The following is a 17,132-nucleotide window of genomic DNA, read 5'->3' as shown; positions in this document are numbered from 1 at the left end:
GGTCAACTGCCTTCCCGTGAGTGCGTGCGCCGGGCGGCGGCGCGCCGACGTTGGTCCTGCGACTGACGGCGGGCCGCGGCCCGCTCCCGCGCGGCGGTCGCGGGCGGGGCGGTCCCGGGCCGGTTGAGGAAGCCGGCGAGCGAGGCGACCGTCGGGTGCTGGAAGAGCTCGACCATCGACACCTCGCGCCGCAGGGTCGCGGCGAGTTCGACCCGCAGCCGGGCCAGCAGCAGGGAGTGGCCGCCGAGGTCGAAGAAGTTGTCCTGGACGCCGACCCGTTCGACCCCCAGCAGCTCGCACCAGAGCGCGGCGATCGAGCGCTCCAGCTCGTCGCGCGGCTCGGCGAACGCGCCGCGCGGCCCGGGCCGGTCCGCACCGGGCGCGGGCAGGGCCGCCCGGTCGACCTTGCCGTTGGTGGTCAGCGGGAGCGCCGGCAGCACGGTGAAGTGCGAGGGCACCATGGAGGCGGGCAGTCGCTGCCGCAGGAAGGCGGCCAGCTGGGCGGCGGGCGGCACGTCCTCGCCGGTCACGTACGCGACCAGCCGCACGTCGTCCGCGGCGCGCTCGTGGGTGAGCACGAGCGCCTCGCGCACCTGCTCGTGCGCGGTCAGCACCGACTCGATCTCCCCGGGCTCGACCCGCAGGCCGCGCAGCTTGACCTGGTGGTCCAGCCGCCCGAGGTACTCCAGCGCGCCGTCCTCGCGGCGCCGTGCCAGGTCGCCGGTGCGGTACAGCCGGGCGCCTTCGCCCGGCGCGAACGGATCCGGGACGAAGCGCTCGGCGGTGAGCCGCGGCCGGTTGAGGTAGCCGCGGGCCAGGCCGCGCCCGCCGAGGTGGACCTCGCCGGGCACCCCGGGCGGAACGGGCCGCAGGTGGCGGTCGAGCACGTGCACGCTGGTGTTGGCGATCGGCAGCCCGATCGGCAGCGGGCGCAGGTCCTCGTCCCGGCGGCAGGTCCAGGCGGTGACGTCGATCGCCGCCTCGGTCGGGCCGTACAGGTTGTGCAGCTGCGCCCCGCTGCGGTCGAGGAAGGCCCGGGCCAGCTGCCGCGGCAGCGCCTCGCCGCTGCAGACCACGTGCCGCAGCGTGGTGCACTCCTCCACGTCCGGCTCGCGCAGGAAGACCTGCAGCATCGACGGGACGAAGTGCACGGTGGTGACGGCTTCCGCGCGGATGGTGTCGATCAGGTAGCGGCTGTCCCGGTGCCCCTCGGGCCGGGCCACCACCAGGGTGGCGCCGGTCATCAGCGGCCAGAAGAACTCCCACACCGAGACGTCGAAGGAGAACGGCGTCTTCTGCAGCACCCGGTCCCCGGGGCCGAGCCGGTAGGTGTCCTGCATCCACAGCAGCCGGTTGCGGACGGCCGCGTGGACGTTCATGACGCCCTTGGGCCGCCCGGTGGAGCCGGAGGTGTGGATGACGTAGGCGAGGTCCTCACCGTCCACGGCGAGCCCGGGATCGTCGGCGGACTCGGCCGCCAGCTGCGCGGCGAGCCCGTCCACGCAGAGGATCTCCGCGTCGGTGGCGGGCAGCAGCGGGAGCATCCGGGTGTGGGTGAGCAGGACGGGCGCCCGCGCGTCCTCGACGAGGTACGCCAGCCGGTCCCGGGGGTGGCCCGGGTCCAGCGGCAGGTAGGCGCCGCCGGCCTTGAGGACCGCGAGCAGGCTCACCACCAGGTCCAGGGAGCGCTCCATGGCCACGCCGACCAGCACGTCGCGGCCGACGCCCGAGCGCCGCAGCCGGTGGGCGAGCCGGTTCGCCCGCCGGTTCAGCTCCGCGTAGTCGAGCGTCTCGCCGTCGAAGCGGACGGCTTCGGCCGCGGGCGTGCGGCGCGCGGCCTCCTCGACGCACTGGTGGATCCAGCCCCGGCCGGGCCACTCGGTGCCGGCTCCGGTGCCGGCGGCCAGCGCACCCGCGTGCTCGGCGTCGTCGAGCAGCCGCAGATGGCCGACCGGTGTCTCCGGGTCGGCCACCACGTCCTCGACGATCCGGCGCAGCTGGTCGGCCATCCGCGCGATGGTCCGCTCGTCGAACAGGTCGCGGTCGTACTCGAACCAGCCGTGCACGCCGCCGTTGTCGTCGAAGCACTGCAGTTCCAGGTCGAACCGCGCGCCCTCGGCCCGCACCGGCAGCCGGCGCAGCCGCAGGCCGGCGCTCTCCTGGTCGGGCAGCGGGTCGCTCTGGTAGGTCAGGCAGGTCTGGAAGAGCGGCGGCCGGCTCAGGTCGCGGGCCGGCCGCAGGTCCGCCACGATCCGCTCGAACGGGACGTCCTGGTGCGCGTACAGGCCCAGGCAGGCGTCCCGGGTGCGGGTGAGGACCCGGGTGAAGGCGGGATCGCCCGACAGGTCGGTGCGCACCGGCAGGGTGTTGACGAAGAAGCCGATCAGCGGCTCCACCTCGGCCCGTCCGCGGCCCGCCGTGGGCACGCCGACCACGACGTCGTCCTGGTGGGCGTGGCGGTGCAGCAGCACCTGGAAGGCCGCCAGCAGCGCCATGTAGGTCGTCGCGCCGTGCCGCTTGGCCAGCGCGCCCAGCTCGCGCATCAGCGGCTCGGGCAGGGCGAACGGCACCGAGGCGCCGTTGAACCCCTGGACGGCCGGGCGCGGCCGGTCGGTCGGCAGGGCGAGTGCGGCGGGCGCGCCGGCCAGGTGCTCGCGCCAGTACGCCAGGTCCGCGGTCAGGTCGGTGTCCCGCAGCCACTGCTGCTGCCAGTCGGCGAAGTCGCCGTAGTGGATCTCCGGCTCCGGCAGCGGCGAGGGCCGCCCGGCGCTGAACGCCGCGTACAGCGCGACGAGTTCGGAGACCAGGACCCCCACCGACCAGCCGTCGGAGATCAGGTGGTGCATCGCCACCAGGAGCACCGACTCCTGCGGGCCGACGTGCAGCAGCCGCAGGCGCAGCAGCGGCCCGGCCGCCAGGTCGAACGGTTCGGCGCGCAGCTCGGACATCCGCCGGTGGAACCGCTCCTCGCTCAGGCCGCCGGCGCCGAGGTCCTCCTCGGCCAGGTCGGGCGGCAGTTCGGCCCGGACGACCTGGACGGGCCGGCCGTCGCGCAGCTCGAAGGTGGTGCGCAGCGATTCGTGGCGGCGCACGATCTCGTGCACCGCGGCGCGCAGGACCGCGGCGTCGAGCGGGCCCTGCAACCGGGCCGCGGCCGGGATGACGTAGGCCGGGTTGTTGGGGTGCAGCTGCTCCTGGAACCAGATGCCCTGCTGCGTCACCGAGAGCGGGAAGGTGTCGTCCGCCTGCCCGCTGTCGGCCAGCAGCTTCTCGAACAGGGTCCGCTGCTCGGGGGTGAGGGCCGCGAGGCGCTCGTCGATCTCGCTCATGCGCCCGCCTCGCAGGACTCGGCGAGCGCTTCGCGCACGCGCACCTGTCGTCCGACTCGCTCTTGTCCGACTCGCTCGCTCACTGCTCCTGCCCCCCGGTGATCTGCGCGAGCAGGTCGGCCGCCACGTCCCCGCGGCGCCTGACGCGCTGGATCGGCGCGGCGGCGGCGGCCGTTTCGCCGTCGCCGTCCGCCAGTTGGTCGACGATGCGTTGCGCCAGCGCGCGCACCGTGGCGCCTTCGAGGAAGACGGAGATCGGCAGCGAGGTGCCGAGCCGGCCCTCGATCTCGTTGCGCAGTTCCACGGCCATCAGGGAGTCCAGCCCCAGGTCGATCAGGGGCCGGTCGGCCACGACGCCGTCGCCCTGGGCCCGCAGGGTCGCGGTGGCGCTCAGGGACAGCTGGGCGGTCAGCGCGGCGACGCGCTCGGCGGGTGCCAGGGCGAGCAGCTCGTCGCGGGTGGGCAGCGCGCTGGCCCGGACGGCGGCGGTGCGGGCGGCGGCGGCTCGCGCGGACGCGGGCCGGTCGGGCTGCTGCGTCAGTTCGGACAGCAGCGCGGATCCGGAGGCCTGCTGGTAGCGGTGTCCCCACGTGGCCCAGTCGGTCGGCAGGACGGCGACCTGCGCCGTCTCCTGGCGCAGCAGGGTCAGGAAGATCCGGGCGGCCTGCTCGGGCCGGAGGGTGCCCATGCCGCCGCCGAGCCCGCCGCTGGCCTCCGGTCCGCGCAGCGCCATGCCGGTCTGCGCCCAGATGCCCCAGTTGATGCTGAGGGCCGGCCGGCCCTGGGCCCGGCGCCGCTGGGCGAGGGAGTCCAGGAAGGCGTTGGCGGCGGCGTAGCCGGCGACGAACGGTGAGCTGAGCAGGGAGCTGGCCGAGGAGCAGAGCACGAAGAAGTCCAGCGGTCGGTCGGCCAGCAGCCGGTCCAGGATCCAGGCGCCGGCCGCCTTCGGCTTGAACTGTGCTTCCAGGTCGTCGAGTTGGAGCTCGCGCAGCGGTGTGACCGCGCCGATGCCGGCGGCGTGCAGTACGCCGCGGATCGGGGGGCGGCCCTCCGCGTCGTGGCGGGCGAGCAGCTCGCGCACCGCGTCCTCGTCGGAGACGTCGCAGGGCGCCACCGTGACCGAGGCGCCGAGCGACTCCAACTCCCGGACGGCCGCGACGCGTTGCGCGACCGGCGAGTCACCGGTCCGGGCGGCCCACGCGTGCCGCGGCGGCAGCGGTGTGCGGCCGACCAGCACCAGGTGGCGGGCGCCGTCGAGCACCATGGCGCGGGCCAGGGCCAGGCCCACGCCGCTCAGGCCGCCGGTGACCAGGTAGCTCGCGTCCGTGCGCCAGCCGAAGCCCCGGGCGGTGGGGGCGGCGAGCGGGGCGCGGGTCAGCCGGGCGACGTGCCGCACCTCGCCGCGCAGCGCGATCTGGTCCTCGCCGTCACCGCCGGCCAGCTCCGCCAGCAACCGGTGGGCCAGTGCCTTCGGTTCGGCCTGCGGGTCGAGGTCGACCAGGCCGCCCCACAGCCCGGCGTGCTCCTGCTGCAGCGACCTGCCCAGGCCCCAGAGCGTGGACTGGCCGAGTGCCGAGGCCTGGGTGTCCGGGCCGGCGGCGCCGCGGGTGACGAGCCACAGCCGGGTCGACCGGGTGCTGCGGGCCTCGGCGAGGGCCTGCACCGCCCGTACCGCGCTCATGCAGGATCGTTCCTGCCCGGCCAGCAGCCGGTCCGCGGACGCGGGCTCGCCGCCCGCCTCGTCGAGGCTCCACAGGTGCACGACCCGCAGTTCCTCCTCGCCCGGGGCGAGTTCGGCCAGCAGCCGGCCGAGGTCCGCGGCCGTGCCGGTGCGCACCTCGGCGGTGCCCTGCTCGCGGTCGTAGCGGTAGTCGGACGCGGGCACGACGCGCACGCACCGGGCGCCCTGTTCCTCGACGGCCGCGGCGAGTGCGTCCCCGACACCGGTGCCGTCGGCGAGGACGAGCCAGGTCGGCGCCGGGCCGTCCACCGCGGCCGCCCGCGGCGCGGCGGCCTCGGCGGGCTGCCAGTCGAGCCGGTAGAGCAGGTCCTCGTCAGGGCCGGCCCCGTCCTGCTCGTCGGTCACCGTGCTCGCCCGGTAGCCGTCGCGGCGGCGTCCGACCGGCTCCTGCCCCAGCGACGTCGGGTCGAAGGCGTAGCCGGGGACGGTCACCTTGGCCCGGGTGTAGTCGCGGTCGAAACCCCGCCAGTCGATGTCCGCGCCGCGTGCGTAGAGCCGGCCCAGCGAGGACAGCAGCACCTCCCAGTCGTCCTGCCCGCGCCGCAGGCTCGGCAGCAGCAGGGCGTCGTGCCCGTCGGGCAGGCAGTCCTCGACCAGGCCGAGCAGGGTCGGGGCGGGGCCCATCTCCAGGAAGGTGTCGTGCCCCAGGGCGCGCAGCGTGGAGATGCCGGCCGCGAACCGGACCGGCTGGCGGGCGTGTTCGGCCCAGTAGTCGGCGTCGGGCACCCGCTCCCACGGCCACAGCTCGCCGGTCAGGTTGGCGACCAGCGGGATGCGCGGCGCGCTGAACGCCACCTTCTCCACCGCAGCCCGCAGCGCGCCGATGACGGGCTCGATCAGGGGGGAGTGCGAGGCGGTGGTGATGCGCAGCTGCCGGCTCTCCACGCCGTAGCGCGCGAAGCCCGCGCAGATCGCCTCCACGTCGGCCCGCACGCCGGAGATCGCGACGTTCGCCGGGCCGTTGACGGCGGCGATCGAGACCGTGTCCGGGTGGTCGGCGACCGCCATGGCGACGTCCATCTCGGGCGCGAAGACCACCGCCATCGAGCCGTTCGCCGCCAGCGCCTGCATCAGCCGCCCGCGCTCGGCGACCAGCCGCAGCCCGTCCTCCAGCGACATCATGCCCGCCACGCAGGCCGCGACGTACTCGCCGAAACTGTGCCCGAGCACCGCCGCCGGCTCCACCCCCCAGGACCGCCACAGCTGCGCCAGCGCGTACTCGACGGCGAACAGGGCCGGCTGGGAGTAGGTGTTCTCGTCGACGGTCCCCGACCCGGGGTCCTCGGGGTGGATGACGGACAGCAGCGGACGCTCCAGCACCGGCCGCAGCAGCTCGTCACAGGTGTCCAGCACCCGCCGGAAGGTCGGCTGGGTCTCGTACAGGGCGCGGGCCATGCCCGGCCGCTGCGGCCCCTGCCCGGTGAACAGGAACACCGCCTCGCCGCCGCCCGCCTGCCCGTGGGCGAGCCGCTCGCCCGCCCGGCCGGCGGCGAAGTCGCCCAGGGCCTCGGCGAGTTCGTGCCGCGTCGCGCCGGTCACCGCGAGCCGGTGGCGGAAGTGGGAGCGGCCGGTGTTGGCGGAGTAGCACAGGTCGGCCGGCGGGGTGGCGGCATCGGTGGTCAGCCGCTCCCGGTACCGGTCGGCGAGCGCGGCCAGCGCCGTCCCGCTGCGGGCGGACAGCGCCAGCACCGAGGCCGGGCGGACGGTGTCGGCCTCCGGCGCGGTGCGGGCGGGCGCCTGCGCCACGATCAGGTGGGCGTTGGTGCCGCTGAAGCCGAAACTGCTGACGCCCGCGGCCCGCCGGCCCTCCGGCGCCGGCCAGGGCGTGAGCCCGGTCGGCACCGCGAACGTGGTGCCGTCGAAGGAGATGTGCGGGTTGAGCCGCGTGAAGTGCACGTTGCCGGGGATCGCGCCCCGGCTGAGCGACAGCACGACCTTGATCAGCCCGGCGACGCCGGAGGCGGCTTCGAGGTGGCCGAGGTTGGTCTTCGAGGACCCGAGGTAGACCGGCGCGCCCTGCGGCCGGCCGTACACCTCGGCGAGCGCCTCCACCTCGATCGGGTCGCCGAGCGTGGTGCCGGTGCCGTGCGCCTCGACGTACGAGACCTCCTCGGCGGCCACCCCGGCGGTCCGCAGCGCGCGGCGCAGCACGTCGCGCTGCGCCGCGCCGTTGGGCGCGGTGATGCCCGAGCTGCGGCCGTCCTGGTTGACCGCGCCGCCGCGGATGACGGCGAGCACCTGGTCGCCGTCGCGCTCGGCGTCGGACAGCCGCTTGAGCACGACGATGCCGCAGCCCTCGCCGCGCACGTAGCCGTTGGCCGAGGCGTCGAAGGTCTTGCACCGGCCGTCCGGGGCGACCATGCCGGGGAACTGGGAGAAGGAGATGCTCGGCAGCGGCGAGACGATCGCGTTCACGCCGCCGCTGATCGCCAGGTCGCAGTCCCCCGACCGCAGGCTGCGGCACGCCTGGTCCACGGCGACCAGCGAGGAGGAGCACGCGGTGTCGGTCGCCACGCTCGGGCCACGCAGGTCCAGCACGTACGACACCCGGCCGGTGACGATGCTGTGGGCGGAGCCGGTGCTGGCGTAGGCGGTGGCCGCCGCGGGGCCGGTCAGGTACTCGGTGGCGAAGTCGTTGCTGCACACGCCCAGGAACACGCCCGTGCTGCTGCCGGCCAGTTCGGCCGGCGCCTGGCCCGCGTTCTCCAGCGCCTCCCAGACCACCTCCAGCGTCAGCCGCTGCTGCGGGTCCATCACCAGGGCCTCGCGGCGGGAGATGCCGAAGAACTCGTGGTCGAACCGGTCGATGCGGTCGAGGAACCCGCCCCACCGGGTGCTCATCCGGCCCGGCCGGCGCGGCTCGGCGGAGTAGAAGTCGTCGACGTCCCACCGGTCGGCGGGAATCTCGCTCACCGCGTCGATCCCCTCGGTGAGGATCCGCCAGTAGCTGTCCGCGTCGACCACCCCGCCGGGGAAGCGGCAGCCCAGCCCCACCACGGCGATGGGTTCCGAGGCCGCGCGCTCGTAGGCCTCGATGCGGCGCTGCAGCCGCTCGATGGTGACGTACGCGCGCTTGAGCGTGGACGTCGAGGTCTGTTGCCCGTCCTGCGGAGTCATCGGTCACGCCCCTCGTCGATCTGCGTCATCCTGGCCAGCAGCAGTGCTTCGACGTCGCTGTCGTCAAGCCCGTCGATGTCCGTCTCGATGTCCGTCTCGATGTCGTCGGCCGCCGGATCCTGGCCCGGACCGTCCGGGTGCTCCGCGCCGGCCCGCTCGGCCTGGTGGGCCTGGTGGGCCTGGTCGGCCTGCAGGGCGATTCCCATCCGCTCGGCCAGGAACGGCACGAGCGCGTCGACGGTCGGGAAGCGCCAGCCGATGGTGGCGGGCAGGTCGGTGTGCAGCGAGGCCTCCAGCCGTTTGCGCAGTTCGAGCGACATCAGCGAGTCGAAGCCCATCGCGGCCAGCGGCTCGCTCGGGTCGATCCGCGCCGCGTCGGTCTTGAGTACCTTGGCGACCACCGCGCGGCAGTGCTCGGCGAGGAGCGCCCGGCGCCGGCGCCCCGGCTCGACCGCGAGCAGCCGCCCGCGGATCTCCGGCTGCGGCCCGCCCGGCGCCGCCGCGCCCGGCCCGGCGGCCAGCAGGCCGGTGAGCAGTGCGGGCAGCAGCCCCGCGCCGGCGGCCTCGCGCAGTCGGCCGTGGTCCAGCGGCAGGACGCACGCCTGCGCCGATCCGGTGCGCAGCAGCCGGTCGAGGGCCTCGATGCCCTGCCGCGGTTCCAGCGCCAGGACGCCCTGGGCGGCCAGTGCGCCGGCCCGTTCGGGCCCGGCCGCCAGGCCGATCCGCGCCCACGGACCCCAGTCGATGCTCAGCGCGGGCAGGCCCCGGGCCCGCCGGTACTGCGCCAGGGCGTCCAGGTAGCCGTTGGCGGCGGCGTAGTTGCCCTGGCTCGGCGAGCCGAGCAGCGCGGCGGCCGAGGAGAACAGCACGAAGAAGTCCAACTCCCGCCCCGCGGTGGCCCGGTGCAGGTGCCAGGCGCCGGCGGCCTTGGGTTCGGCCACCGAGCGCATCCGGTCCCGGTCGAGCCCGAGCAGCAGGGCGTCGTCCAGGAAACCGGCGGCGTGCACGATGCCGGCCAGCGGCGGCATCGCGGCGTCCAGGTCGGCGAGCACGCCGGCGACGTCCTCGCGGCGGGAGACGTCGGCGCTGCGCACCAGGACGGCCACCTGCCGTTCGCGCAGGTCGGCGATCACCGACTCCGCCTCGGCCGAGGGTTTTTGGCGGCCGACCAGCACCAGGTGCCGGGCGCCCCGGTCGACCAGGTGGCGCGCGGTCTCCAGACCGAGCGCGCCCAGGCCGCCGGTGATCAGGTACGTCGCGGCCGCCCGGACCGGACCGTCCTGCGGCGGTACGGCGACCGCCGCGGGGGTGTCCGGTCGCAGCACCACCTTGCCGGTGTGCCGGGCCTGCGCCATCAGCGCGAAGGCCGCCGGTGCCTGCGAGAACGCGAAGTCGGTCACCGGCAGGGCGGTGAAGTCGCCCTCGGTGAAGCCGCGCGCGACCTCGGCGAACAGCTCGGCCACCAGCTCGTGCTGCTCGGCGAAGGAGCGCTCCAGGTCGACCGCCAGGAACGCCCGGTTGTGCTTGAGCGCGCCCAGCGGGAGGGGGTTGTCGTCGTAGACGTCCCGCTTGCCGATCTCGACGAACCGCCCGCCCGGGGCGAGCAGCCGCACGCTGCGGGTGAGCGCCTCGCCGGCGAGCGAGTTGAGCACCACGTCCACGCCGCGCCCGCCGGTCAGCGCCATGACCTCGTCGGCGAAGGCGAGCGAGCGCGAGTCCATCACCTGCTCGACGCCCAGCGAGCGCAGCAGTTCGCGCTTGGCCTCGCTGCCCGCGGTGGCCAGCACCCGCACGCCGTTGCGGCGGGCGACCTGCAGGGCGGCGAGGCCCACGCCGCCGGCCGCCGAGTGGATCAGCAGCGTCTCGCCCGCGCGCAGGCGCGCCAGGTACTCCAGGCCGTAGACGGCGGTCAGGAAGGCGATCGGGGTGGCCGCCGCCTCCACGTCGGTGAGCCGCTCCGGGGCCGGGGCGACCAGGCGGGCCTCGGTGGTGGCGTACGCCGCCATGCCGGACGGCGCGACGGCCATCACCCGCTGCCCGACCCGAACGTCCTCGACGCCGTCGCCGATCGCCGTCACCCGGCCGGCGCACTCGCCGCCGAGCGGGACCACGCCGGACACCCCGGGGCAGATGTCCATCGCCTTGAGGACGTCGTTGAAGTTGAGGCCGGTGGCGGCCACCTCGATCTCGACCTGCCCGGGGCCGGGCGCGGTGCGCTGCCACGGGGTCGCGGTCAGGCTGTCCAGGACACCCGGCTCCGTGGCCAGGATCCGGTGGTTGGCGTGGACGGCGGGATCGAACGGCTGCCGCCGCCAGCCGATGGCCGCCGGCTGCTGCGGCGGGCTGTGCCGCTCCAGCCGGGGGGCCAGCCGCTGGTCGCCGCGCAGCGCGAGCTGGGCCTCGCCGGCGGGCCGCAACACCTCCCCGAGCAGGGCGGCCGCGCTGTCGGCCGGGCGGTCCGGGTCGAGGTCGACGACGACGGGCCGCAGCTCGCCGTGTTCGAGCATGATCACCCGGGCCAGGCCCCACAGCGCCGCCTGCGCGACGGCCGGCAGCGCCTGCTCGCCGCCGACGCGCTGGGCACCGCGGGTCGCCAGCAGCAGGCGCGGCGCGCCCAGCGGGCCGTCGTCGGCGAGCGCCTGCACCAGGTGCAGCACGGGGACGCAGATCCGGTCGACCGGCTCCACCAGCGGGTCCCGGGCCTGCCCGTGGCCATCGGAATCGGAGGGCTCGAAGAACTCGGAGGACCCGGAGGACCCGGAAGGCTCGAAGTGCTCGAACGGCTCGGCGTCCAGGCCCCAGGCGTGCAGCACCCCGGCGCACGGCGCCGCCCGGGTGGCGGCGAGGTCCGCCAGCAGCGCCTCGATGTCCGCCCGGCGCAGCGGATCGACCTCGTAGCCGCCCTCGTCGACGCGCCGGAATCCGCTCCCGGTGGTCACCGACACGCAGTCCGCGCCGCGGGCTTCGAGCGAGGAGCGCACGCCGTCGGCGACGCCCTGCCGGTCGGCGAGCAGCAGCCACCAGCCGCTGCCCGGGTCCACCGCCGCACCGGCGGCCGCGGCCGGCTGCCAGGCGAGGTCGAACAGGGCCTCGGCGACCGGGTCCTGGTCACCGGCCGGCTCCAGGCGCCGCAGCGTGATCCGGTCGAGCACGCCGACCGGGTGGCCGGCCTCGTCGAAGAGCTCCACCCGGCCGCCACTGATCTCGGCGCCGTCGCCGGCGGCGTCGGGCACGGTGGCGTGCGCCCAGCGCACCGCCCGGCCGTCGCCGGTGAGGGTGAACGCGCCGACGCCCACCGGGAGGAAGGTCGCGGCGTCCGCCCCGCCCAGGGCCGCCGCCAGCGCCTGCAGGCAGCTGTCGAGCAGCGCGGGGTGGATCAGGTACGGGTCGCGGTCCCCGGACACCCCGGCCGGTTCGCGCAGCCGGGCGAGGGCTTCGTGCGCACCGCCCCAGAGCCGCTCGACGCCCTGGAACGCGGGCCCGTACTCCAGCCCCGCGCGGCCCAGTCCGGCATAGTGCCCGGCGGTGTCGAGCACCTCCGCGCAGCGCTCGCGCAGCGCGGGCAGCGTGCTGTGGGCGGCCGGGGGAGGCGCGTCGCGGTAGCGTCCGCTCGCCACCTCGGTCCAGTCGCCGCGCGCGGCCGGCTCGCGGGTGTAGAGGCGCAGCGTGCCGGTACCGGCCGCCTCCTCGTGCAGCACCAGCTGTACGGTGGCGTCCTCGGCCGACTCCGGGACCACCGTCAGCCGGGTGAAGCGGACGTCCTCGACGACCGCGTGCCCCCCGCCGAGCGTGCGGCGCGCCGCCGTCAGGGCCGCGTCCAGGATGAGGCTCGCGGGCAGCACGGCGGCCCCGGCGACCCGGTGGTCCCGCAGGTACGGCAGGCCGGCCAGGTCGACCCGGGCACCGAAGTGGACCGTGCCCGGCGCCACGGCCGACGGCAGCCGCGTCCCGAGCACCGGGTGCCCGCCGTCCGAGGGGCGCGCGGTCCGCGCCGGTACGTCGTCCAGCCAGCAGCGCTGCCGCTGCCACGGGTACCTGGGCAGGCGCACCATCGGCGCGCCACCGCCGTGCACCGCGGCCCAGTCGACGGGGAAGCCGGCGGTGTGCAGCCGGCCGAGCTCGGCGAGCATCGACTCCCGGCCGCGCTCGTCGCGCCGCAGCGAGGCCACCACCGCGCCGTCCGCCTCGCGCTGCGCCATCCGCTGCGCGACGGCGTCGCCCAGCATCGGATGGGGGGAGATCTCGACGAACACGTCGTAGCCCGCGTCGACCAGGCCGGTGACCGCCTGGTCGAACAGGACCGGCCGGCGCAGGTTGGCCGCCCAGTACTCCGCGTCCAGCCGCAGGCCGTCGCCGACGCGCTCGCCCGTGACGGTCGACACCATGTCCAGCGCGGGCGGGCCGGCGACCAGATCGCCGAGCAGGCCCTTCAACTCCTCGCTCAGCGGGTCCATCCGGGGGCTGTGCGAGGCGAAGGCGACCGACTCCAGCAGGCGGCAGAAGACGCCCTCGGCGTCGAGGCCGGCGGCCAGCGCCTCCAGCGCGTCGCCGTCGCCGGACAGCACCGTCGAGGTGGGGCCGTTGCTCGCGGCCACCCAGACCGCGCCCGGCGCCCGCTCGGCGAGGATCCGTCGCGCCTCCTGGTAGCCGACGCCGACCACGGCCATCCGGCCCCGGCCGATCGCGGCGCGGATCACCCGGCCGCGGTGCAGGGCCGCCGTGAGCGCCGCTTCGAGGTCCAGGGCGCCGGCGACGTGCGCGGCGGCGATCTCGCCGACACTGTGGCCGACCACCGCCTCGGGCTCGACGCCCCAGGACCGCCACAGCGCCGCCAGCGCGATCTGCGCGGCGCACAGTGCGGGCTGTCCGACGGCGGGGTCGGCGAGCACGCCGTCCTCGGCGTCCGCGGCGAGCCGCTCGATCAGCGACCAGCCGGCCAGCCGGTACAGGATCGCGTCGCTGCGCTCCAGCGACTCGCGGAACACCGGCTCCGCGTCCAGCAGATCACCCGCCAGCGGCCACCACCGCGGACCCTGCCCGGAGAAGACGAACGCCGTCCGCGGCCGCCGGCCGACGGTGCGCCCGCCCCAGGACAGGCCCTTGCGCTCCTCGCCCCGGCCGAAGGCGCCGAGCGCCTCCCGCAGGCCGGCGAACGAGCGCCCCACGCAGGCGAGCCGGAACTCGTGGTGCACCCGGCGCACCGCCGCCGCCGTGCAGATCTCGTGCAGCCGAACCCCCTCGTCCGGCTCGGCGAGCTGCGCCTCGTACCGGGCGGCGAGCTCGCGCAGCGCCTGCTCGCTGCGGGCCGAGACGGCCAGCAACTGGGCGCTGCCCGCCGGGGTGCGCGGCGAGAGCGCCGCCCGCTCGGGCGCCTGCTCCAGCACCAGGTGGGCGTTGGTGCCGCCGAAGCCGAACGAGCTCACGCCGACCAGCGCCCGCTCCTGCGAGGGCCAGGGCGTCAGCCCGTCGGCCACCCGCAACGACAGCTCCCCGAACGGGATGTGCGGGTTCGGCGTGCGATAGTGCAGGCTCGCCGGGACGGCCCGGTGACGGACCATCAGCGCCGCCTTGACCAGTCCGGCGGCGCCCGCCGCGGCCTCCAGGTGGCCGATGTTGCTCTTCACCGATCCGATCAGCAGGGGCGCGCCCGGCTCGCGGCCGGCACCGGTGACCGCGGCCAGCGCCCGGGCCTCGATGGGGTCGCCGAGCAGCGTGCCGGTGCCGTGCGCCTCGACGTAGTGCACCTGCTCGGGGCGCACCCCGGCCCGGGCGTACGCGGCGCGCAGGACCTCCTCCTGGGCCTGCGGGTTGGGCGCCATGATGCCGTTGCTGCGCCCGTCCTGGTTCACCGCGCCGCCCCGGATGACGGCGTACACCCGGTCGCCGTCGGCCAGCGCCCGGCTCAGCGGCTTGAGGACCACCACCGACGCGCCCTCGGAGCGGACGTAGCCGTTGGCGCTCGCGTCGAACGGCTTGCACCGCCCGTCCGGGGACAGCACGCCCGCCTTGGTGAAGTTGACGGCCAGGGCCGGCGACAGGATGACGTTGACGCCGCCGGCCAGCGCCAGCGAGCACTCGCCGCGCGCCAGGCTGGCGCACGCCTGCAGCACGGCCACCAGCGAGGAGGAGCACGCGCTGTCCACCGCCATGCTCGGTCCGCGCAGGTCGAACAGGTAGGAGAGGCGGTTCGCCGCGATGCTCAGCGCGTTGCCGGTGCCGGAGTAGGCGTCGACCGTGGTCAGGTCGCGGAACTGCCGGTGCCCGTAATCGTTGGTCGCGATGCCGACGAAGACGCCCGTGGCGGAGCCGGCCAGGCTCTCGGCCACCAGACCGGCGTCCTCCAGGGCCTCCCAGGCGACCTCGGCGAGCAGCCGCTGCTGCGGGTCCATCCGCTCGGCCTCATGCGGGGAGATCCCGAAGAAGTGCGGGTCGAAGCGGTCGACGCCGTCCAGGAAGCCGCCCCAGCGGCTGTTGGTCCGGCCGGGGACCGACGGGTCCTCGGAGGTGAACTCGGCCACGTCCCACCGGTCGGCGGGCACCTCGCCCACCGCGTCCCGGCCCTCGACGAGCAGCTGCCAGAACGACTCGGGGTCGTCGGCGCCGCCGGGGAAGCGGCAGCCGATGCCGACGATGGCGACCGGCTCGTGCGGGTGTCGACCGTCCGCCGGTACGGCCTCGGCGGCCGCTTCCCCGGCGGCGCTCCGCGCCGCACCGGAACCCTCCGGCAGGGCGGCCACGGGGCGCTCGGTCCGCCCGCCCCCGGCGTCCGCGCCCAGGTGCCGGGCGAGCGCCTCGATCGTCGGGTACTCGTAGGCGAGCGTCGCGGGCAGCGGGCGCTCGAGCCACTGCTCGACGGTGCCGATGGTGGCGACCAGCTGCGCCGAGCTCATCCCGTAGTCGACGAACGGCCTGGTGGGGTCCACGGACTCCGGCGCCAGGCCGAGGAGTTCGGCCAGCTCGCGGACGAGCCGCCGCTCGATCTCGGCCGCGGGGACTGCGGGGACTGCGGGTGCCGGGCGGACCGGCCCGGTGGCGACGGCGGCCGCGGGCGGCTCACGGCGGTCCGCGGCCGTGGACGGCGCGCTCCAGGAGGCCAGCGCGTTGAGCTCGCCGGCCAGGAAGGCCTGTCTGGCCGCCCCGCGCTGCAGCTTGCCGCTGGACGTCTTCGGAATGCCGCCGCGTCTGAGCAGCGCCACGTGGTGCACCGCGATCCCGTGCTCCTGCGCCACCGCGCCGCGGATCGCGGCGATCACGCCCTCGGTGTCGAGCGCCGGCGGGCGCCCGGCGACCTCGTGGACGACCAGGAGCCGCTCCTCGCCGTCCACCTCCACCGAACACGCCACGCCGCAGCCGGGATACAGCGCGGAATGGCTCGTCTCGGCCGTCAGCTCGATGTCCTGCGGGTAGTGGTTCTTGCCGTCGATGATGACGACGTCCTTCATCCGGCCCGAGACGTGCAGTTCGGTGCCGCTGAGGAAACCGAGGTCCCCGGTGCGCAGGAACTCCCCGGCGCCGTCGCCCGGTTCGCCGCCGGCGCCGCCAACGCCGCCGCTCGCGTCCGGCTCCGCGCTCTCGCGGATGCGGGCCCGGAAGACGGCGGGGCTCTCCTCGGGGCGCTGCCAGTAGCCGTGCGCGACGCTGGGCCCACGGACCCAGATCTCGCCGATCCTGCCCTCGGGCAGGCGGATGCGCGTCTCCGGGTCGACGATGGCGACTTCCTGATCGGGGATCGAGGATCCGCAGCCGATCTGGGTCCTGGCCTCCCGGCCGGGCACGGCGTCCACGACGGCCTTCTCGGCGAGGGCGGCGGCGTCGACGCCGCGGGTCACCGGTCCGGTCAACTGCCGTCCGCCGCTGACGAAGAGCGTTCCCTCGGCCAGCCCGTAGCACGGGTAGAAGGCGTTGCGGTCGAAGCCGCTGGACTCGAAGGCCCGGGCGAAGCGGTCGATGGTGTCGATCCGGACCGGCTCGGCGCCGCTGAACGCCACCCGGACGCCGCTCAGATCGAGCGTGCGGCGCTCCTCCTCGGAGATCTTCGCGACGCAGAGGTCGTAGGCGAAGTTGGGTGCGCCGGTCAGGGTCCCCTTGAACTCGGAGACGGCCCGCAGCCAGCGCAGCGGGCGTTTCAGGAACGCCATCGGTTCCATGAAGGTCAGCGGGTACGAGCCCAGGCCGGGCGCCAGCAGGCCGGCGATGAGCCCCATGTCGTGGAAGGGCGGCAGCCAGCTGACCAGGTGTCGGCCCGGGTGGTCGGCGAAGACCCGGTCGTTGATGGCGCCGACGTTGTGGATCAGGTTCGCGTGGCTGACCATCACGCCCTTGGGCGTACCGGTGGATCCCGAGGTGTACTGCAGGAACGCGAGGTCGTCCCCGGTGGTCGCCGGTCTGCGCCACCCGTCCGCCGCGTCCGGCTCGACCTCGTCGACCAGCAGCCAGGTGAGGTCCGCCAAGTCCGGTGCGCGCCGGACCATTTCGTCGGCCACCGCGGCGACCGCGCGGTTCGCCAGCACCACCGTCGGGCGGGCGTCGGAGATGACGCTGAGCAGCCGGGGCAGCGTGCGTTTCATGAAGACCGGGTCCGGCGGATACACCGGGACGGCGATGACCCCCGCGTACAGGCAGCCGAGGAAGGAGGCCAGGTAGTCGAGGCCGGGCGGACAGACGATCAGTGCGCGGTCCCCGGCGGCGGCCCGCTCGCGAAGTGCCGCGGCGATGGCGCGCACCCGCCGGTCGATTTCGGCGTTGGTCGGGCCGACCGGTTCTCCCTCGCCGTCCACGAGGAACCGGTAGAGCCGGTCGTCGGGGCGCTCCTGGAAAACCGTGCGAAAATGGTCGACGAGCGTCTCGGTCCCACTCTCCGGGGATTTCACCGCCGGAAAGCGGCCCGTAGAACCTGATGCCTGAGGTGTATCGCGATCACTGAAGTGCATTGCCTGCCTCGGAAA

Annotated in this window: 3 protein-coding genes; all 3 read right to left on the bottom strand. The window is 75.5% G+C overall.

Annotated elements, in window-relative coordinates; genetic code table 11:
- Nucleotides 1-2: 2 nt before the first annotated feature.
- Nucleotides 3-3,329, bottom strand: a complete 3,327-nt coding sequence (locus ACPC54_RS21145) for an amino acid adenylation domain-containing protein (RefSeq protein ID WP_498966723.1) — start codon at nucleotides 3,327-3,329, stop codon at nucleotides 3-5.
- 79 nt (nucleotides 3,330-3,408) lie between these two features.
- The gene (locus tag ACPC54_RS21140) at nucleotides 3,409-8,187 is read right to left on the bottom strand and encodes a type I polyketide synthase (protein ID WP_498966721.1); all 4,779 of its coding nucleotides are present in this window, start codon (nucleotides 8,185-8,187) and stop codon (nucleotides 3,409-3,411) included.
- Entirely contained in the window at nucleotides 8,184-16,964 is an 8,781-nt protein-coding gene (locus tag ACPC54_RS21135) for an SDR family NAD(P)-dependent oxidoreductase (protein ID WP_498966719.1), read from the bottom strand. Before ACPC54_RS21135 ends, ACPC54_RS21140 begins: the two co-directional genes overlap by 4 nt.
- Nucleotides 16,965-17,132 lie beyond the last annotated feature (168 nt).

It is taken from the genome of Kitasatospora sp. NPDC094028 (assembly GCF_049543595.1).
Lineage (GTDB): Bacteria > Actinomycetota > Actinomycetes > Streptomycetales > Streptomycetaceae > Kitasatospora.
This window is presented reverse-complemented; position numbering and strand designations above follow the sequence as displayed.

What these genes read in the sequence shown, in the direction of transcription:
- ACPC54_RS21145 (WP_498966723.1), bottom strand. Translation starts at nt 3,329, where the DNA reads ATGAGCGAGATCGACGAGCGCCTCGCGGCCCTCACCCCCGAGCAGCGG.
- ACPC54_RS21140 (WP_498966721.1), bottom strand. Translation starts at nt 8,187, where the DNA reads ATGACTCCGCAGGACGGGCAACAGACCTCGACGTCCACGCTCAAGCGC.